Source organism: Pantoea sp. R13S299, from assembly GCF_048515925.1.
Classification (GTDB): Bacteria; Pseudomonadota; Gammaproteobacteria; order Enterobacterales; family Enterobacteriaceae; genus Pantoea.
The window spans coordinates 44,141-59,432 of record NZ_JBLYEF010000002.1 but is presented as its reverse complement, the minus strand read 5'-3'; the positions used below and the strand labels follow the sequence as shown (position 1 = coordinate 59,432).

The 15,292-nt window shown below is 53.9% G+C and carries 15 protein-coding genes; 6 read left to right on the top strand and 9 right to left on the bottom strand.

Annotated features, from left to right (window positions below; genetic code table 11):
* Nucleotides 1-2: 2 nt before the first annotated feature.
* Nucleotides 3-488 carry a redox-sensitive transcriptional activator SoxR gene (gene soxR, locus ACN1CO_RS11265; RefSeq protein WP_419139050.1) on the bottom strand — a complete coding sequence of 162 codons (486 nt, stop codon included), beginning with the start codon at nucleotides 486-488 and terminating at the stop codon, nucleotides 3-5.
* Between the two features lie 100 nt (nucleotides 489-588).
* On the opposite strand from soxR, the gene soxS reads away from it, so the two are divergent.
* Together soxS and ACN1CO_RS11255 are read left to right on the top strand one after the other, a co-directional pair.
* Nucleotides 589-1,014: a superoxide response transcriptional regulator SoxS gene (gene soxS, locus ACN1CO_RS11260; RefSeq protein WP_419139049.1), complete on the top strand. Its 426-nt coding sequence runs from the start codon at nucleotides 589-591 to the stop codon at nucleotides 1,012-1,014.
* A 253-nt stretch (nucleotides 1,015-1,267) separates the two neighbouring features.
* Nucleotides 1,268-1,549 carry a YjcB family protein gene (locus ACN1CO_RS11255; protein ID WP_090963713.1) on the top strand — a complete coding sequence of 94 codons (282 nt, stop codon included), beginning with the start codon at nucleotides 1,268-1,270 and terminating at the stop codon, nucleotides 1,547-1,549.
* A 67-nt stretch (nucleotides 1,550-1,616) separates the two neighbouring features.
* Here ACN1CO_RS11255 and ACN1CO_RS11250 read toward each other — a convergent pair whose 3' ends face one another.
* Nucleotides 1,617-2,567, bottom strand: coding sequence for an ATP-grasp fold amidoligase family protein (locus ACN1CO_RS11250; RefSeq protein ID WP_031591771.1), 951 nt, complete (start codon nucleotides 2,565-2,567; stop codon nucleotides 1,617-1,619).
* A gap of 8 nt (nucleotides 2,568-2,575) precedes the next feature.
* Complete coding sequence (locus ACN1CO_RS11245; RefSeq protein WP_419139048.1) at nucleotides 2,576-3,832, bottom strand: oligosaccharide flippase family protein; 1,257 nt, start codon at nucleotides 3,830-3,832, stop codon at nucleotides 2,576-2,578.
* Between the two features lie 524 nt (nucleotides 3,833-4,356).
* Here ACN1CO_RS11245 and ACN1CO_RS11240 point away from each other — a divergent pair.
* Entirely contained in the window at nucleotides 4,357-4,752 is a 396-nt protein-coding gene (locus ACN1CO_RS11240) for a transposase (protein WP_090963707.1), read from the top strand.
* Nucleotides 4,753-5,676: 924 nt separating this feature from the next.
* Here the strand turns inward: ACN1CO_RS11240 and ACN1CO_RS11235 are convergent.
* Nucleotides 5,677-6,636: a DMT family transporter gene (locus ACN1CO_RS11235; protein ID WP_419139047.1), complete on the bottom strand. Its 960-nt coding sequence runs from the start codon at nucleotides 6,634-6,636 to the stop codon at nucleotides 5,677-5,679.
* 77 nt (nucleotides 6,637-6,713) lie between these two features.
* Complete coding sequence (locus tag ACN1CO_RS11230) at nucleotides 6,714-7,541, bottom strand: AraC family ligand binding domain-containing protein (RefSeq protein WP_419139046.1); 828 nt, start codon at nucleotides 7,539-7,541, stop codon at nucleotides 6,714-6,716.
* A gap of 119 nt (nucleotides 7,542-7,660) precedes the next feature.
* Between ACN1CO_RS11230 and ACN1CO_RS11225 the strand changes: the two genes are divergently transcribed.
* Complete coding sequence (locus ACN1CO_RS11225) at nucleotides 7,661-8,182, top strand: isochorismatase family protein (protein WP_419139045.1); 522 nt, start codon at nucleotides 7,661-7,663, stop codon at nucleotides 8,180-8,182.
* Between the two features lie 70 nt (nucleotides 8,183-8,252).
* Here the strand turns inward: ACN1CO_RS11225 and ssb1 are convergent, their stop codons facing one another.
* A complete protein-coding gene (gene ssb1 / locus ACN1CO_RS11220; RefSeq protein WP_090963699.1) occupies nucleotides 8,253-8,813 on the bottom strand; it encodes a single-stranded DNA-binding protein SSB1 in 561 nt (186 codons plus the stop codon).
* A gap of 224 nt (nucleotides 8,814-9,037) precedes the next feature.
* On the opposite strand from ssb1, the gene uvrA reads away from it, so the two are divergent.
* Nucleotides 9,038-11,866: an excinuclease ABC subunit UvrA gene (uvrA, locus tag ACN1CO_RS11215; protein WP_419139044.1), complete on the top strand. Its 2,829-nt coding sequence runs from the start codon at nucleotides 9,038-9,040 to the stop codon at nucleotides 11,864-11,866.
* Nucleotides 11,867-12,099: 233 nt separating this feature from the next.
* Nucleotides 12,100-13,164, top strand: coding sequence for an NAD(P)-dependent alcohol dehydrogenase (locus ACN1CO_RS11210; RefSeq protein ID WP_419139043.1), 1,065 nt, complete (start codon nucleotides 12,100-12,102; stop codon nucleotides 13,162-13,164).
* A gap of 52 nt (nucleotides 13,165-13,216) precedes the next feature.
* Here ACN1CO_RS11210 and ACN1CO_RS11205 read toward each other — a convergent pair whose 3' ends face one another.
* The 3 genes from ACN1CO_RS11205 to ACN1CO_RS11195 form a co-directional block, all read right to left on the bottom strand.
* Nucleotides 13,217-13,540 (bottom strand): MmcQ/YjbR family DNA-binding protein, encoded by a 324-nt coding sequence (locus ACN1CO_RS11205; protein WP_090963693.1) that lies wholly within the window; start codon nucleotides 13,538-13,540, stop codon nucleotides 13,217-13,219.
* Nucleotides 13,540-13,959, bottom strand: coding sequence for a secondary thiamine-phosphate synthase enzyme YjbQ (locus ACN1CO_RS11200; protein ID WP_283546518.1), 420 nt, complete (start codon nucleotides 13,957-13,959; stop codon nucleotides 13,540-13,542). Before ACN1CO_RS11200 ends, ACN1CO_RS11205 begins: the two co-directional genes overlap by 1 nt.
* A gap of 121 nt (nucleotides 13,960-14,080) precedes the next feature.
* Nucleotides 14,081-15,274 carry an aromatic amino acid transaminase gene (locus ACN1CO_RS11195; protein WP_419139501.1) on the bottom strand — a complete coding sequence of 398 codons (1,194 nt, stop codon included), beginning with the start codon at nucleotides 15,272-15,274 and terminating at the stop codon, nucleotides 14,081-14,083.
* Between the last annotated feature and the right edge of the window lie 18 nt (nucleotides 15,275-15,292).

The window sequence follows — 15,292 nt, the reverse complement described above, 5'->3', positions numbered from 1 at the left end:
CGTCACTCCACATCCGGATGTTTATCATCCTGTTCCGGGTCGAGTAGCACCGCACCCGAACCCTGCTGACCCAGCCGGTCGCCGGGATTGCGCAGCGGGCAGTCACGCATCGACAGGCAGCCGCAACCGATGCAGCCATCCAGGTCATTGCGCAGGCGGGTCAGGGTTTCAATGCGCTTATCCAGCTCTTCACGCCAGTGCTGGGTCAGCGCATCCCACTCCGGCGTCGACATGCGCTTGTTCGCCGGAATATGGTCCAGGCTATCGCTGACCGTCGCCAGCGGAATGCCGATGCGCTGCGCAATCTTGATAATCGCGACGCGTCGCAGCACATCGCGGCTGTATCGACGCTGATTACCGCTGTTACGGGTGCTGGAGATCAACCCTTTGGTCTCATAGAAGTGCAGCGCCGAGACCGCCACACCGCTGCGGCGCGCCACTTCACCCGGTGTTAAAACCGGTTTGGGATAGTTGCGTTCTTTTTTCATCAGGCTCTTTACCTCAAGTTAACTTGAGGAATTATACTCGCTCTCCATCGAAACCCCTAAACTCCCATTACCGCTTATTAAGCACCAGAAGGATGAGGCCATGATGCAAGAAGAGATCATTCATTCCCTGACGCACTGGATTGACCAGAACCTGGATAAGAGCCTGTCTATCGATGAAGTTGCAGCGAAATCAGGCTATTCGAAATGGCATCTGCAGCGTATGTTCCGTTCCGTAACGAAACAGACGCTGGGTGGCTATATTCGTGAGCGCCGCCTGACGCTGGCAGCAGAAGCCCTGTCGGAGACGCAGCGCCCGGTATTTGATATTGCGATGCAGTATGGCTATGACTCGCAGCAGACCTTCTCACGGGTGTTTCGCCGTCAGTTTGCCCAGACGCCTACCGCGTACCGCCATACCATGCGTCGCCAGGCGATTCAGCGCCCTCGCCTGCTGAGTTTTGGCTGTAACGATCCGATCAACAGCTTTACCCAGCGCACCACCGGCGAGTGCTGCCCGGTTCGTTAATTCCTGATTGCGCCCGCCCCGGGCGCATCTGACTGATTTCCCCGCCGTTCTTCTACTGCTTCTGACTCTTCCTTAGTGCCACTGCCATACCCGTGTAAATTTTGTTCAAAATTTAAAATCGGGTGATATAATGTGACCCAAGTCACACTTTGAACCTGGTTTGACGGCGCAGAAGTCTCCCCTGACACACTTTTTCGCCGCCGGTGATGTCTGCAGATTGTCAGGATTACCTGTTGATATTGAGGTCCGGCCGATGGCTACGTTAACCACCAGTTTTCTTGTTATGCGTTGGGAATTGCTGAGCGCAATCATGATGTTTTTTGCCAGCACCCTGAAAACCAAACTTCGTCAGGATAGCCGTCATGTGATGGCATTCATGTGTGGCGGAATTGGTTTAGGCATGACCTGCTGGTTTGTTACCGGTCTGATGGGCATTACCCTGAGCATGGAAAACGTGCATAACTTCGTTGAAATCTCAAAGCATGCTTTTATCGATGTGATGAGCCAGGCGCCTGCTGACTGGCCGATGCCCTGATTGATTCCCTGAATTTTGCGCATAAAAAACCCCGCTTAAGCGGGGTTTTTTATATTGCTGTGTGTGCTTAAATTTTCTTCAACATGGCAGGGATATTAACATCCTGCACTGTAACGCCCGGGCTCTGCGTTCCGCGGCGATCCTGAATCCACATATCTCCCATCATCTGATTTAAACCACGATCTAAGCCGGTGACCAGTCCTGCACCTGGGGTGAAGGTCAGTTCGCCAAAGTAGATGCGTTCGTCATGGATATACCAGTCCACACGCACGTAGTCGAAATCGCTGGCCAGCTTCTTGCTCAGTTCGAGCGCATGTTCCAGTGACGGCATAATCGGTGAGACATCCAGACCGGTGTCGCGAATCTTGTGATAGGCCTCATTGAGGTTATTCACGTAGAAGTTCATCGACAGCAGCGGCTGGCAGCGGTTGTAGATTACCTGCAGCACATATTCGAACTTGCCATCACGCTTGTTGAACATATGGAACTTGTAATCAATCGGCGCGCTTTTGCCATCACCAATGTACTTCTCAACCAGGATACGTGGCTTGATGTAGCGATAGTGAATCTCACGCGCTTCGTTGGCGAAATCGGTCTTCAGCCAGCGATAGCAGTCGTGAATGATCTGCTGCTTGCGCAGTGCGTCCGGCTCTTCCAGCAGAATCTCGACCATGTTGGAGGCGTGGTTCGGCTTAATCACCGTTCCCTTCCAGCAGGGTAGGCTGTTCAGCGTTGTCGGGTCAGTCGTTTCGTGTACCAGCGGAATCAGGTATTCATTACCGATTTTTTCAGCAATGAATTCGCGCACCGAGTACTTATCTGACAGACGACCGTAATTCTGGTAATCGCCGAAGATAAACTTACGGTACAACACCTTCTCGTTGAACACTTTTGGCTGACGCAGATTGGGCAGCTTTCTGAACTTGTGGAAGTAGTAAATGCGGTCCTGATAAGCCCAGGGCATCTTCTTAATAAAGTACTGCACACTTCTTCTGAGTTCTTCTTTCAACTTGAGCATATCTGACCTCATTTGTATGTTTTGTAGTTGAGTGAGGAAACCTGAATCTTTTGAATGACGCCGTTTTTAAAGAAGTAATTCATTACGGTCAGGGACAAAAGTTCTGAAAGGAAAACGCTCCACGCGGCCCCCATGATGCCGTGACCCTGGATCAACCACCAGGAGAGCGGCAAACTGATGACCATCAGGCAGATGATTTTCCTCAGCAAGTAGTTAAATCCTCCCTCTTTGACCATGTAGCGATACGCTACGGTCCCCATTGCCGAAAAGCTGGTCGCTATCGACAGCAACGTAATGAGACTTCCTGACTGTGTGTATTCCGGTCCGTACAACGCAATGATGATCCGCTCGCCGTAAAGCGAAATGACAAGCAGCATCAACAATGAAACACCCATTACATAACCATTGAGCCGCGCCGCCAGCTTAATGGCGACCTCACCGCGCTCCCTGAAGATCTCAGTGAAGCAGGAGGTAATGAGCGCCACCGGGATAAAAATCCAGGAGGCGGAAATGGTATTTGCCGCCGCAAACAGGCCGAGGTCGCGGGCGGGGGCCGTACCTGCCAGGAACATCTGCGCCGCTTTGACCTGCACCGAGATAAAGATGCTGGAGATCGCCAGCGGCAGTCCGGCATACATCAGATAGCGCAGATAGGCGGTGCGCTTTTCGCGCGGCGGCATCTGATCCTGATGGTCCTGATAGAAGTTGTGACGCTTGATCAGGTAAGGCACCAGGGTCACGGCAACAATCGACAGCGTCAGCCACAGCGGATTAAGACGCAGCCAGGCGACGGTGAAGCTGATGCCAAAACTCAGCAGCATGCCCACGGCGTTTGCGATGGTGTTAAGACGCGAGGCAAGACGCGCGTTGTTATAAACGCTGAAGGTGTCCTGGGTGACAAAAACCGAGGCGATAAATGAGGCCAGTGCAAACGCCAGGAAGTTTTCCTGCATGTTGTACCAGACCCAGATTAAGACTGGCACCGAAGTGACCAGCAATAACACCATGCGCATCGTGCGGGCGATGGTCATCAGGCGCAGGCCTTTTGACGCATTTTTGCTGACGCGCTTAAACAGAATGGTTTCGGTGCCAAAGATTGCAACGGTTTGCACCATCGCAAATAGTGAAGTAGAAAACGCCATCTGGCCAAACACCGTTGGGCCAAAGGACTTCGCCACGTAAGACGTCACAAAAATGACGCCAAAAACGGAGATGATCTTCTCAGACATCATCCAGGCGGCATTAGACATTACGCTCAATTTCATCGACTCTTCCTTAGTATTACTCAACTACAACCGCTTCGGTACAACATCCCTGTAACGAATTAATAAGCGCTCAGTGGGCCTGGCGAAAACGTAAGACTTCAGACCAGGCTGGTCCGAAAATTGAGATGCAAATCATAATCCGGAGAGTGAATTCAGGATAATTCTTATTATAAATGGCGCGAATCACTTCAAATGGAAACGATTTCAGGCTGAAAATAAAACAACCTTAAAGAGCCCTACCGTCATATTAATCACGTCGGTCAGGCTAAATATCCAGTGTACGGAGTATTTTTTCGTATTTTGGATGCGATGAATTTATAACAAAAATCCCCCTCCAGGAAGGCGCGCCCCCCTGATAAGAATAAAATAAGATTTATCCCATGATGATATTTCTTCTAAATATCTTAATTTAGGCTTCGCAATTCAATTCGCGCACTTTAATACTGCCTTAATAAAACCTTACAGTGCCAGAAATTATTAAAGTCATTCTCATCCATTAATCGATAAGAAAGGTAAGAGCATTTATGAGAAAGTCACGATACAGCGAAGATCAAATCACAAATGCCATTAAAGCTTCTGAATCGGGCGTGAAAGTCAGAGAGATCTGTGAAGAGTTAGGTATCTCTGAAGCTACGTTCTATAGCTGGAAGAAGAAGTTTTCTGGGTTGTCTTCGGAAGAAGGCAGAAAAATCAAGGAGCTGGAAGAAAAACTGCAAAACATCACGCGTGAATTGCAGACACTCAACTCGGATAAAGAGATGCTACAGAGCGTTCTGAAGCACTTCTTTACGACGAATGAAAAACGTCAGGCTGTAGATTTCCTGCAGACTACCTTCGACATCGGTACCCGTCGCAGCTGCCGCTTATTAGATATCAGCCGCAGCGTATACCATTATCCGTCAGGCACAGAGAACCGCTAAACCCAATGCTACCGCGCTTTTTAGACTTAACGCTGAGATTTGTTCTTACCAGAAGAGATGAAGATCATTTAACAGGACAATTGCGGCACCCTTTTCCGCTCCATTTATAACTAATGAATGGCTTCACGGCTAAGCTTCTTTTTTTGCGGTAAAATTGATTCACAACAGCAAAAGTCTCGCATTCTACGGCTATTCATCCCCTCCCAATCTCGTTTACGCGGGATTGGGCCCTCCATTTTTTACGTAAGCCCAGCTAATCGTCGGAACTAATTCCCTTCAATTCTATTAAGCCAATTTAAACATCGCGCGAAAAATAACCACGCCTTTTTTTAAGTTAATGGTGGCACTAACTCAAATTTTGCGGCTGCGCCTTAATTCCCGGCTATGGGTTTATTGCATTAACTTACTCCAGGAATAATCCGGGAGTAATAGTTTATTGCTCCTTATCACTAACGTTAAGTGTCTATCTTTTCACTCTCTTCATTGCGCATCATTGATGCCAGACATTAATCTTTAATTAATAACGCAGCGGCGGACTTTTCTTACTCATTTATCACTGAGTGAAGTTAATAGTGGTTTCTGGCCTCTCTTTCTCAGGGCCATATCGCAATAATTAGCCGCTGATTAAACCGTAACGTCCATAATGCTGCGTTATTTTTCCTGATTAACGACCGATATCTGAGCAGTCACCCCCTGCGAAGGCTGAAAAGGGCTGCGCCTGGCAGACCCTGAGTGCCATTTTTTAACTGAAGAACGGGGGATGAGAGAGGATATTGGAGGGTACGGTACAATCACGCAGCGGTATGAAATCGATTTCGCGGCATAAATCTGCCGGAGAGCATGCAATTCGGGATAGGGTTTAATCTTAAAAAGCCGCGCGGTGGGGTTTCCACGCGGCAGAGGGGGCTGAGTGATTTTCGCGGTTTACGAATTTAGTGAGACCACGATTGGTTGCGGTTTGATACGCATCGCCCACAGGACTCCTGCCATCAGACAAACAATGCCGGTCACAGTGAGCAGCGGCGGCCAGCTTTGATACCAAAGAAAAGTCCACAACAGGCCAAAAAGAATCTCGAAAACGATGAGCGGTCCCATCAGTACGGTGGGCAGGCGCTGACTGGCAGCGTTCCAGCATAAGGTGCCAAGCCAGGAACAGAGCAGACCAATCGTCAGCATCAGGGAGATAAATACGGCAGGACGCGGCCCAAACGGCAGCGAAAAATCGGGCTGCTGCCAGGCGAGCTGCACACTGACCAGCGCATACATGATCAGCGCCATCGGCAGCGTCACGATGCCCTGCGCAGTAGCCCAGGTCGAGGGTCGCAGTTCGGGATGGGTCCTCAGCCAGCGGGCATTCCGCAGCGGATACCAGGTCCAGCAGACCACGGCCAGCAATGCCAGTACGATGCCGGTCAGATAACGGTCCAGATCCAGCGTGGAGCCCTGATTTTTTAGCTCCGCCGCATTTACGCAGAGCAATCCGGCTGCCATCAAGACAAGTGCCGGAAACAGCCGCCGCCACGGCAACCTTCCTTCAAGATGGCCGTAACAGAGATTGGCGGTCACGGCGATCACCACCGGCAGCGTACCGATGATCATAGTGGAGACCGGCCCACCGGTGCGCTGAATGGCGTTCGCCAGAAAAGCATAATAGAGGAGGTTCCCCACCAGCGAGAGCTTCACCGCCTCACGCCAGTCAGCCCGCCCCAGCTTGCGCAGGTGACGACGGCCGTGCCAGGCCAGCGGCAGCGCAATCAATCCAAACGCCACATAACGTCCCGCCGATTGCAGCGCACCGGGATAGTCAGGCACCAGCAGCGGACCGACAAAGATCAACCCCCACATCAGCCCGGCGGCGACGGCAAACATAACACCCGCAAACATGATTTCTTCCTTATATAGCGTTTTGGCAGAGTGTGGCGGGTTCGGGCGGGGATTGCTTGTAGCAGATTGCGGTGGTATCAGGGCTGGCGAACCTGCTTTTGATAGCGGCCTGGCGTGATGCCATACCGGTTGGCAAAGGCGCGGGTGAGATGAGCCTGATCGGTTAATCCCACTGACGCTGCAACGCTGGCGGCCGCTTCACCCTGCGCCAGCCTTTGCTTGGCGTCATAGAGCCGGAAAGCCATCAGCATCTGATGCGGTGTAACGTGATAGTGCTGACGAAAGGCGCGTAAGAAATGCCATGGCGATAATGATGCCAGTGCCGCCAGCTCTTCCAGCCGCACTGGTTCTGCGAGATTGGCGCGCAGATAATCTCTGACCTGATCAAAACGATGACGAGCATCGGGTCTGCCCTGTGGCGACATGCGTGCCAGCGGACGGATTTGCAACAGCAGTTCAGCGATCAGGCTCTGACGCGCCAGTTCACTCTCCGCCTGCCAGAGTGCAGCAAGCAGGCGGGAGAGCGGCTGCGCCACGCGCGGATCGGTCAGCAGTGCCTCATTAAACCACCAGCCGCGATCGCCGGTCAGTTCATCCATCAGTTGCGGCTGAATATAGATCATCTGGTAGCGCCAGCCCTCCTCGCATGCTGACTCACCGGTATGCAGCTCGTCCGGGTTCATCATGACTAGCGAGTTCTCCGGCGCAGTATATTCGGTGCCGCGATAGCGAAAGCGCTGTGCGCCGGCTTCGATAGTGCCTATCCCAAAGGCTTCATGGGTATGGGGTTCAAAGGCATAGCGGGAGATGTGGGCCTGATAAAGTTCCACACCGGGCAGCTCAGCGAGTTGCTGAAACCGGGCGCGGTCTTTCTCACACGGGAAACTAGCCGGAACACCTTCCACTTCTCTCTCCTTATTTCACCAGTCTGTTTAGCATGCCTGCGACCGCGGTAAAAATGCAAAAGATTGCTATCCGTAACGCCGCAGGTAACACTGTTTTTTTCTGATTGATGGGGTCAAGCATGGCACAGCGGGTAGTCGTGGTTATTGATATGCAGAACGGGGTCTTCAGCTCGCCACGCTTCGACAAAGCGGGACGGAGTGCGCAGATTAACCGGCTGACTGAACGCGCCGATATCACAATATTTATCCAGCACCGCGAAGGCGCGATGTGCGAGGGTAATGACGCTTTCAATCTGCTGCCGGAAATCGCTGAGCCTGATGGCGCGCACTACCTCACTAAAACCGCCTGCGACAGTTTCTGGCAAACTGAGCTGGCCGCGCTATTAAAGAGGCTGGCGGTTGAGGCATTTGTGGTGTGCGGCTGTGCTACCGACTACTGCCTGGATACCACGATAAAAGTCGGGGCCAGTGCGGGCTATGCGATTACGGTTGCCGCTGATGCGCACACCACGGCAGATCGCCGCTGGGTCAGCGCCGAAGCGCTGATTAACCAGCACAATGAGGTCTGGTCCTCATTGTCGATTCCCGGCAACGTGCCGCGCGTTCTGAACACAGACGAGATTGTGGCTGAATGGTCGTAACCGACAGCGAAAGCCGCGCATAAAAAAAGCCCGCATCAGCGGGCTTTTTTGCACTCTCTGACCAACGGAATCAGAATGGAATATCGTCGTCGAAATCCATGGGTGGTTCGTTGTTATTGCTGGCCGGAGCACTCTGTGGCTGCTGCTGCGGACGAGACTGCGCGCCGCCACTGAACTGGTTGTTGTTGCCCTGCGGCTGCTGCGGCTGACCCCAGCCATTGTTGCCACCGCCCTGCGCGCCGCCGCCTGCTGGCGCACCAGCACCGGCGTTACCGCCCTGCTGACGGCCACCCAGCATCTGCATGGTGCCACCAACGTTAACCACGACTTCGGTGGTGTAACGTTCCTGACCGCCCTGATCCTGCCATTTACGGGTACGCAGCTGGCCTTCGATGTAAACCTGCGACCCTTTTTTCAGGTATTCGCCTGCGACTTCAGCCAGTTTGCCAAACAGCACCACACGGTGCCACTCAGTGATCTCTTTGTTTTCACCGGTCTGCTTGTCGCGCCAGCTTTCAGAAGTAGCCAGCGTAATGTTGGCAACAGCGCCACCATTTGGCATGTAACGTACTTCCGGATCCTGACCCAGATTCCCGACAAGAATCACTTTGTTAACGCCACGACTGGCCATGTTGCTGTCTCCCGATGAGTTAATGCATACAGTCTAATCCATCAATTCTAACACGTCCTGCGGTCTGTTTCCCACTTTCGAGCGGGGTTCCAGTTTTAATCCTCTGCGCTCCCGAGCCAGAGAGTACTGGATATTTATTCAGTCTATTTTTTGTGCCATAATGACACGTTTATTCTGGCCGTGTCGGCAAGGCGCGGTGAGTGCTGCTAATCCGGGAAAGGTGAATGGATAAGATCGAAGTTCGTGGTGCCCGCACCCATAATTTGAAAAACATCAACCTGACCATCCCACGCGACAAACTCATTGTGGTGACCGGCCTGTCAGGTTCAGGTAAATCCTCACTGGCGTTTGATACGCTGTATGCGGAAGGTCAGCGCCGCTATGTAGAGTCGCTCTCTGCGTATGCGCGCCAGTTTCTTTCGTTAATGGAGAAGCCGGACGTCGATCATATCGAAGGTTTGTCGCCCGCCATTTCCATCGAACAGAAATCCACCTCGCACAACCCGCGTTCGACCGTGGGAACCATCACTGAGATCCACGATTATCTGCGTCTGCTGTTTGCCCGCGTAGGCGAACCGCGCTGCCCGGATCATGATGTGCCGCTGGCGGCGCAGACCGTGAGCCAGATGGTGGATCAGGTGCTTTCTCAGCCGGAAGGCCGTCGCCTGATGCTGCTGGCACCAGTGGTGAAAGATCGTAAGGGTGAGCACACTAAGACGCTGGAGAATCTGGCGACGCAGGGCTATATCCGTGCGCGTATTGATGGCGAAGTGTGTGACCTCTCCGATCCGCCAAAGCTTGAGCTGCAGAAGAAGCACACCATCGAAGTGGTTATTGACCGCTTTAAAGTGCGTGACGATCTGGCGACCCGCCTGGCGGAATCGTTTGAAACCACGCTGGAGCTTTCCGGCGGCACGGCTATCGTGGCGGACATGGATGACAGCGCTGCAGAAGAGCTGCTCTTCTCGGCTAACTTCGCCTGCCCAATATGTGGTTACAGCATGAGCGAACTGGAACCGCGCCTGTTCTCGTTTAACAACCCGGCGGGCGCCTGTCCAACCTGCGACGGCTTGGGTGTACAGCAATACTTCGATCCTGACCGCGTGGTGCAGAATCCCGAGCTTTCGCTGGCGGGCGGCGCAATCCGTGGCTGGGATCGCCGCAATTTCTACTACTTCCAGATGCTGCGTTCGCTGGCGGAACACCTCGATTTTGACATCGAAGCATCGTTCGGCAGCCTGCCAGACAACGTGCAGAAAGTGATTCTGTACGGTTCAGGCAAAGAGAGCATCGAATTTAAGTACATCAACGATCGCGGCGATACATCAGTTCGCCGTCATCCGTTTGAAGGCGTGCTCAATAACATGGAGCGCCGCTACAAAGAGACCGAATCCTCAGCGGTACGCGAAGAGCTGGCGAAGTTTATCAGCAACCGCGCCTGTGCCAGCTGTGAAGGCACCCGTCTGCGTCGTGAAGCGCGCCACGTCTTCGTGGAGAACACCACGCTGCCGGCCATCTCCGAGATGAGCATCGGCCATGCGATGTCCTTCTTTGAAAACATGAAACTCAGCGGCCAGCGCGCGCAGATCGCCGAGAAGATTTTGAAAGAGATCGGCGAACGCCTGAGCTTCCTGGTCAACGTCGGCCTGAATTACCTGTCGATGTCACGCTCAGCCGAGACCCTGTCCGGCGGTGAAGCACAGCGTATCCGTCTGGCCAGCCAGATCGGTGCCGGTCTGGTCGGTGTGATGTATGTGCTGGATGAGCCTTCAATCGGCCTGCATCAGCGCGACAACGAACGTCTGCTGGGTACCCTGATTCATCTGCGCGACCTCGGTAACACGGTGATCGTGGTTGAGCATGATGAAGATGCGATTCGTGCCGCTGACCATGTGATCGACATCGGTCCGGGTGCTGGTGTGCATGGCGGACAGGTCGTCGCTGAAGGGACTGTTGATCAGATTATGGCGGAAGGCGCATCGCTGACCGGCCAGTACCTGAGCGGCAAGCGTGGCATTGTGGTGCCAGAGGAACGCGTCAAAGGCGATCCGGCTAAAGTGCTGAAGATTACCGGCGCACGCGGCAACAACCTCAAGGATGTCACGCTGACGCTGCCGGTCGGGCTGTTCACCTGCATTACCGGTGTTTCCGGCTCGGGTAAATCGACCCTGATCAACGATACGCTCTTCCCGATTGCCCAGCGGGCGCTGAACGGCGCGACCATTGCCGAACCGGCACCTTACCGTGAGGTGGCGGGACTGGAGCACTTCGACAAAGTGATCGACATCGACCAGAGCCCGATTGGTCGTACACCACGCTCCAACCCGGCCACCTACACCGGCATCTTCACCCCGGTGCGTGAACTGTTTGCGGGCGTGCCGGAAGCGCGTTCGCGCGGCTACAATCCGGGCCGCTTCAGCTTTAACGTGCGTGGCGGACGCTGTGAAGCCTGTCAGGGTGATGGCGTGCTGAAAGTCGAGATGCACTTCCTGCCGGACATTTATGTGCCGTGCGACCAGTGCAAAGGCAAACGCTATAACCGTGAAACGCTGGAAGTGAAGTACAAAGGCAAGAGCATTCACGAAGTGCTGGAGATGACCATTGAAGAGGCGCGTGAGTTCTTCGATGCCGTGCCAGCGCTGGCGCGTAAGTTGCAGACGCTGATTGATGTGGGTCTCACCTACATCCGCCTCGGTCAGTCCGCCACCACCCTTTCCGGCGGTGAAGCCCAGCGTGTGAAGCTGGCGCGTGAGTTGTCGAAGCGTGGCACCGGTCAGACGCTCTACATTCTGGATGAACCGACCACTGGCCTGCACTTTGCCGATATTGAGCAGTTGCTGGAAGTGCTGCATAAGCTGCGCGATCAGGGCAACACTATCGTGGTGATTGAGCACAACCTGGATGTGGTCAAAACCGCAGACTGGATTGTGGATCTCGGTCCGGAAGGCGGCAGCGGCGGCGGTGAAATCCTGGTGGCGGGTACGCCAGAAACCGTGGCGGATTGTGAGGAATCACATACCGCACGCTTCCTGAAGCCTCTGTTACAGAAGTAATTCTTTCAGGCCCGCCGCGTGCGGGCCTTTTACTTTCCCCTGCCGATTCAGCCAGAAAAATGCAGAATCAGGCAAGATTCAGACATGTATAGGCATATACGCTTTTCCCCACGCTGACTATCCTTAAGCGGTTCCTCTCTGGCACGCCCGTGGCGTCGCCCTGTTTTTGCAGCACCTCAACGCTGCTGCACATCATCGAATAACACTCACGACACATCGAAACTGGAGACACCATGAATATTACGCATGCGTATGCTGCTCAGGATGCAAAATCCAAACTGGCACCGTTCGATTTTAAGCCGCGTGAGCTGCGCGCCCATGACGTTCAGCTTGAAGTGCTGTTCTGTGGCGTTTGCCACTCAGACCTGCACCAGGCTCGTAATGAGTGGAAAAACACCATTTTTCCTGTGGTTCCGGGTCATGAAATCGTCGGTCGCGTGACCGCCGTTGGTCCGCAGACGCAGAAATATAAAGTCGGCGATCTGGTTGGCGTTGGCTGCATGGTCGATTCATGCCGCAGCTGTCCGAGCTGTCAGCAGGGTCTGGAGCAGTATTGCGAAAACGGCTTTGTCGGCACCTATAACGGCGAAGATCCCGAAACCGGCGCCATTACCTACGGCGGTTACTCAACGTCGATGGTGGTTGATGAAGGTTTTGTGCTGCGCATTCCAGAGAACCTGGAGCTGGCAGGTGTTGCACCACTGCTGTGTGCCGGTATCACCACCTATTCGCCGCTGCGTCACTGGAATGTCGGTCCTGGCAAGAAAGTGGGTATCGTAGGCTTAGGCGGCCTGGGCCATATGGGCGTGAAGATTGCGCATGCCATGGGCGCGCATGTGGTCCTGTTCACCACCTCCCCATCCAAAATTGAAGATGGCAAACGTCTGGGTGCCGATGAAGTCGTCATCTCCAAAGATGCAGAGCAGATGGCTCAGCACGCGAACAGCTTTGACTTTATTCTGAACACCGTCGCGGCTCAGCACGATCTCAACCCGTTCATCACCCTGCTGAAGCTGGATGGTAACATGACGCTGGTTGGCGCACCGGAGCACGATCACCCGGCACCGCAGGTGTTTAACCTGATCTTCAAGCGTCGCAGCATCGCCGGTTCACTGATTGGCGGCATCGCAGAAACCCAGGAGATGCTCGATTTCTGTGGTGAGCACGGCATCACGTCAGACATCGAACTAATCGCGATGGATCAGATCAACGAAGCCTATGAACGCATGCTGAAAAGCGATGTGAAATACCGCTTTGTTATCGACATCAACACCCTGCGCGAGCAGCCTGCCGCGTAACCCGTCCGATCTGAAACCCTCTTGCCTGGCTAAGAGGGTTTTTTATTGCCGTTTATCGGGCTGCTGCAACCTGCTGGTATGAGGCATCGATCAGATAGTAAATCTGCGAATCTTTCAGCGAACCGTCCAGAAACAGCGTGCTCCAGTGTGACTTATTCAGATGCTCACTGGGAATGATGTCGCTATGCTCTTCGCGCAGTAATTCGGCCAGCGCAGGCGTCGATTTCAGCGAGACCGCTGGCCGCCCTTTCGCTTCATGCACCATCGCAAACAGCACGCCGTTGCTTTTAATCTGCGTCGCCTTCCAGTCACTGTGGACGCTCTGCTCTGCGCCCGGCTTGCTCATGCAATAGGTCAGTAAGTCTGAGTTATTCATTACGCTTCCCCTTGTAAAGTGGCGACAATCCGCCTGGCACCACCTTCAATGCGATGCTCGCCCAGCCAGATACCCTGCCAGGTGCCCAGCACCAGACGTCCCCGCTGAACCGGTAATAACAACGAAACCCCTAAGGTCGATGATTTGATGTGCGCGGGCATATCATCACGTCCTTCGTAGTCGTGCTGATAAGGCGCATTCTCCGGCACGTGCCGCATGAAATGCTGCTCCATATCGCTGCGCACCGTCGGGTCGCAATTCTCATTTAAGGTTAACGACGCCGAGGTGTGCTGCAACAGCAGATGCAGTAGACCGGTTTTGATATCACGCAGCCCTGAGAGAGAATTAACGATCTCATCGGTGACCAGGTGAAATCCGCGCGACTTCGCGCTCAGCGTTATAGTTTGTTGATGCCACATAGCTTATTCCTGAAACGGTTACCCCGTCTAAGTGTGCAGCATGTCGCCGAAAGGTAAACCCTGACCCATAAAAAAACCGCCAGAGAAAACCCTGACGGTTTTATTTACAGCCTGGCTGCCGTTACATCACGGCGGCAAAGGCTTCAGCGACCTGATGCACATTTTTGCTGTTCAGACCGGCCACACACATGCGGCCGCTGCCCACCAGATAGATGCCAAATTCGTTGCGCAGGCGATCAACCTGCTGCGCACTCAGGCCGGTGTAGCTGAACATGCCACGCTGCTTCAGCAGGTAGTCGAAGTTTTTGCCTGGCAGCGCCGTGCTCAGCACGTCTACCAGCGACTGACGCATCGCGAGAATACGCAGACGCATCGCTTCTACTTCAGCCAGCCAGCTGGCTTTCAGTGCCTCATCGTTGAGGACGCGCGCAACAACCTGCGCCCCGAAGTTCGGCGGGCTGGAGTAGTTGCGGCGAACGGTGGCTTTTAACTGGCCCAGTACGCGCGCTGACTCTTCGGCGCTGTCACAGACGATAGAGAGACCGCCCACGCGCTCGCCATAGAGCGAGAAGATTTTGGAGAAGGAATTGCTGACCAGTGCAGGCAGACCCGCCGCCGCAACCGCGCGCAGTGCATAGGCATCCTGCTGCATACCGGCACCAAAGCCCTGATAGGCGATATCCAGGAAAGGAATCAGCTGCTGTGCTTTCAGCACCTCAACGGTCTGATCCCACTGCGCATCAGTCAGGTCAGCGCCGGTCGGGTTATGACAGCACGGGTGCAACAGTACGATGCTCTGCGCTGGCAGCGTTTTCAGGGTGCTGATAAAGGCATCAAACCGCACACCGTGGGTCTCTGCGTCATACCAGGGATAGGTATTCACCTCAAAACCTGCGCCATTAAAAATCGCGACGTGGTTTTCCCAGGTCGGATCACTGACCCAGACCGCAGACTGCGGGAAGTAGCGCTTCAGGAAATCCGCACCCACTTTCAGCGCGCCAGAACCACCCAGCGTCTGAATAGACGCAATCCGGCCCGCCTTCAACACCGGATGATCGTCACCAAACAGCAGCGGTGCAATCGCACTACGGTAGCTGTTCAGCCCTTCCATTGGCAGATAGAGCGATGCCTGATGCGGCTCAGCATAGAGTTGCTCTTCGGCAGCCGCTACGGCCTTCAGCTGAGGGATGATGCCCTTTTCGTCGTAATAGAGCCCGATACTCAGGTTAACTTTGTGTTCGCGTGGGTCTTGTTTGAAGGCTTCCATCAACGACAGAATCGGATCGCCAGCATAGGCATCAACGTTTTGAAACACGGTGTAGATCTCCATGAT

Coding starts and splice junctions, on each gene's coding strand:
- soxR (WP_419139050.1), bottom strand. CDS start 488: ATGAAAAAAGAACGCAACTATCCCAAACCGGTTTTAACACCGGGTGAA.
- soxS (WP_419139049.1), top strand. CDS start 589: ATGATGCAAGAAGAGATCATTCATTCCCTGACGCACTGGATTGACCAG.
- ACN1CO_RS11255 (WP_090963713.1), top strand. CDS start 1,268: ATGGCTACGTTAACCACCAGTTTTCTTGTTATGCGTTGGGAATTGCTG.
- ACN1CO_RS11250 (WP_031591771.1), bottom strand. CDS start 2,567: ATGCTCAAGTTGAAAGAAGAACTCAGAAGAAGTGTGCAGTACTTTATT.
- ACN1CO_RS11245 (WP_419139048.1), bottom strand. CDS start 3,832: ATGAAATTGAGCGTAATGTCTAATGCCGCCTGGATGATGTCTGAGAAG.
- ACN1CO_RS11240 (WP_090963707.1), top strand. CDS start 4,357: ATGAGAAAGTCACGATACAGCGAAGATCAAATCACAAATGCCATTAAA.
- ACN1CO_RS11235 (WP_419139047.1), bottom strand. CDS start 6,636: ATGTTTGCGGGTGTTATGTTTGCCGTCGCCGCCGGGCTGATGTGGGGG.
- ACN1CO_RS11225 (WP_419139045.1), top strand. CDS start 7,661: ATGGCACAGCGGGTAGTCGTGGTTATTGATATGCAGAACGGGGTCTTC.
- ssb1 (WP_090963699.1), bottom strand. CDS start 8,813: ATGGCCAGTCGTGGCGTTAACAAAGTGATTCTTGTCGGGAATCTGGGT.
- uvrA (WP_419139044.1), top strand. CDS start 9,038: ATGGATAAGATCGAAGTTCGTGGTGCCCGCACCCATAATTTGAAAAAC.
- ACN1CO_RS11210 (WP_419139043.1), top strand. CDS start 12,100: ATGAATATTACGCATGCGTATGCTGCTCAGGATGCAAAATCCAAACTG.
- ACN1CO_RS11205 (WP_090963693.1), bottom strand. CDS start 13,540: ATGAATAACTCAGACTTACTGACCTATTGCATGAGCAAGCCGGGCGCA.
- ACN1CO_RS11200 (WP_283546518.1), bottom strand. CDS start 13,959: ATGTGGCATCAACAAACTATAACGCTGAGCGCGAAGTCGCGCGGATTT.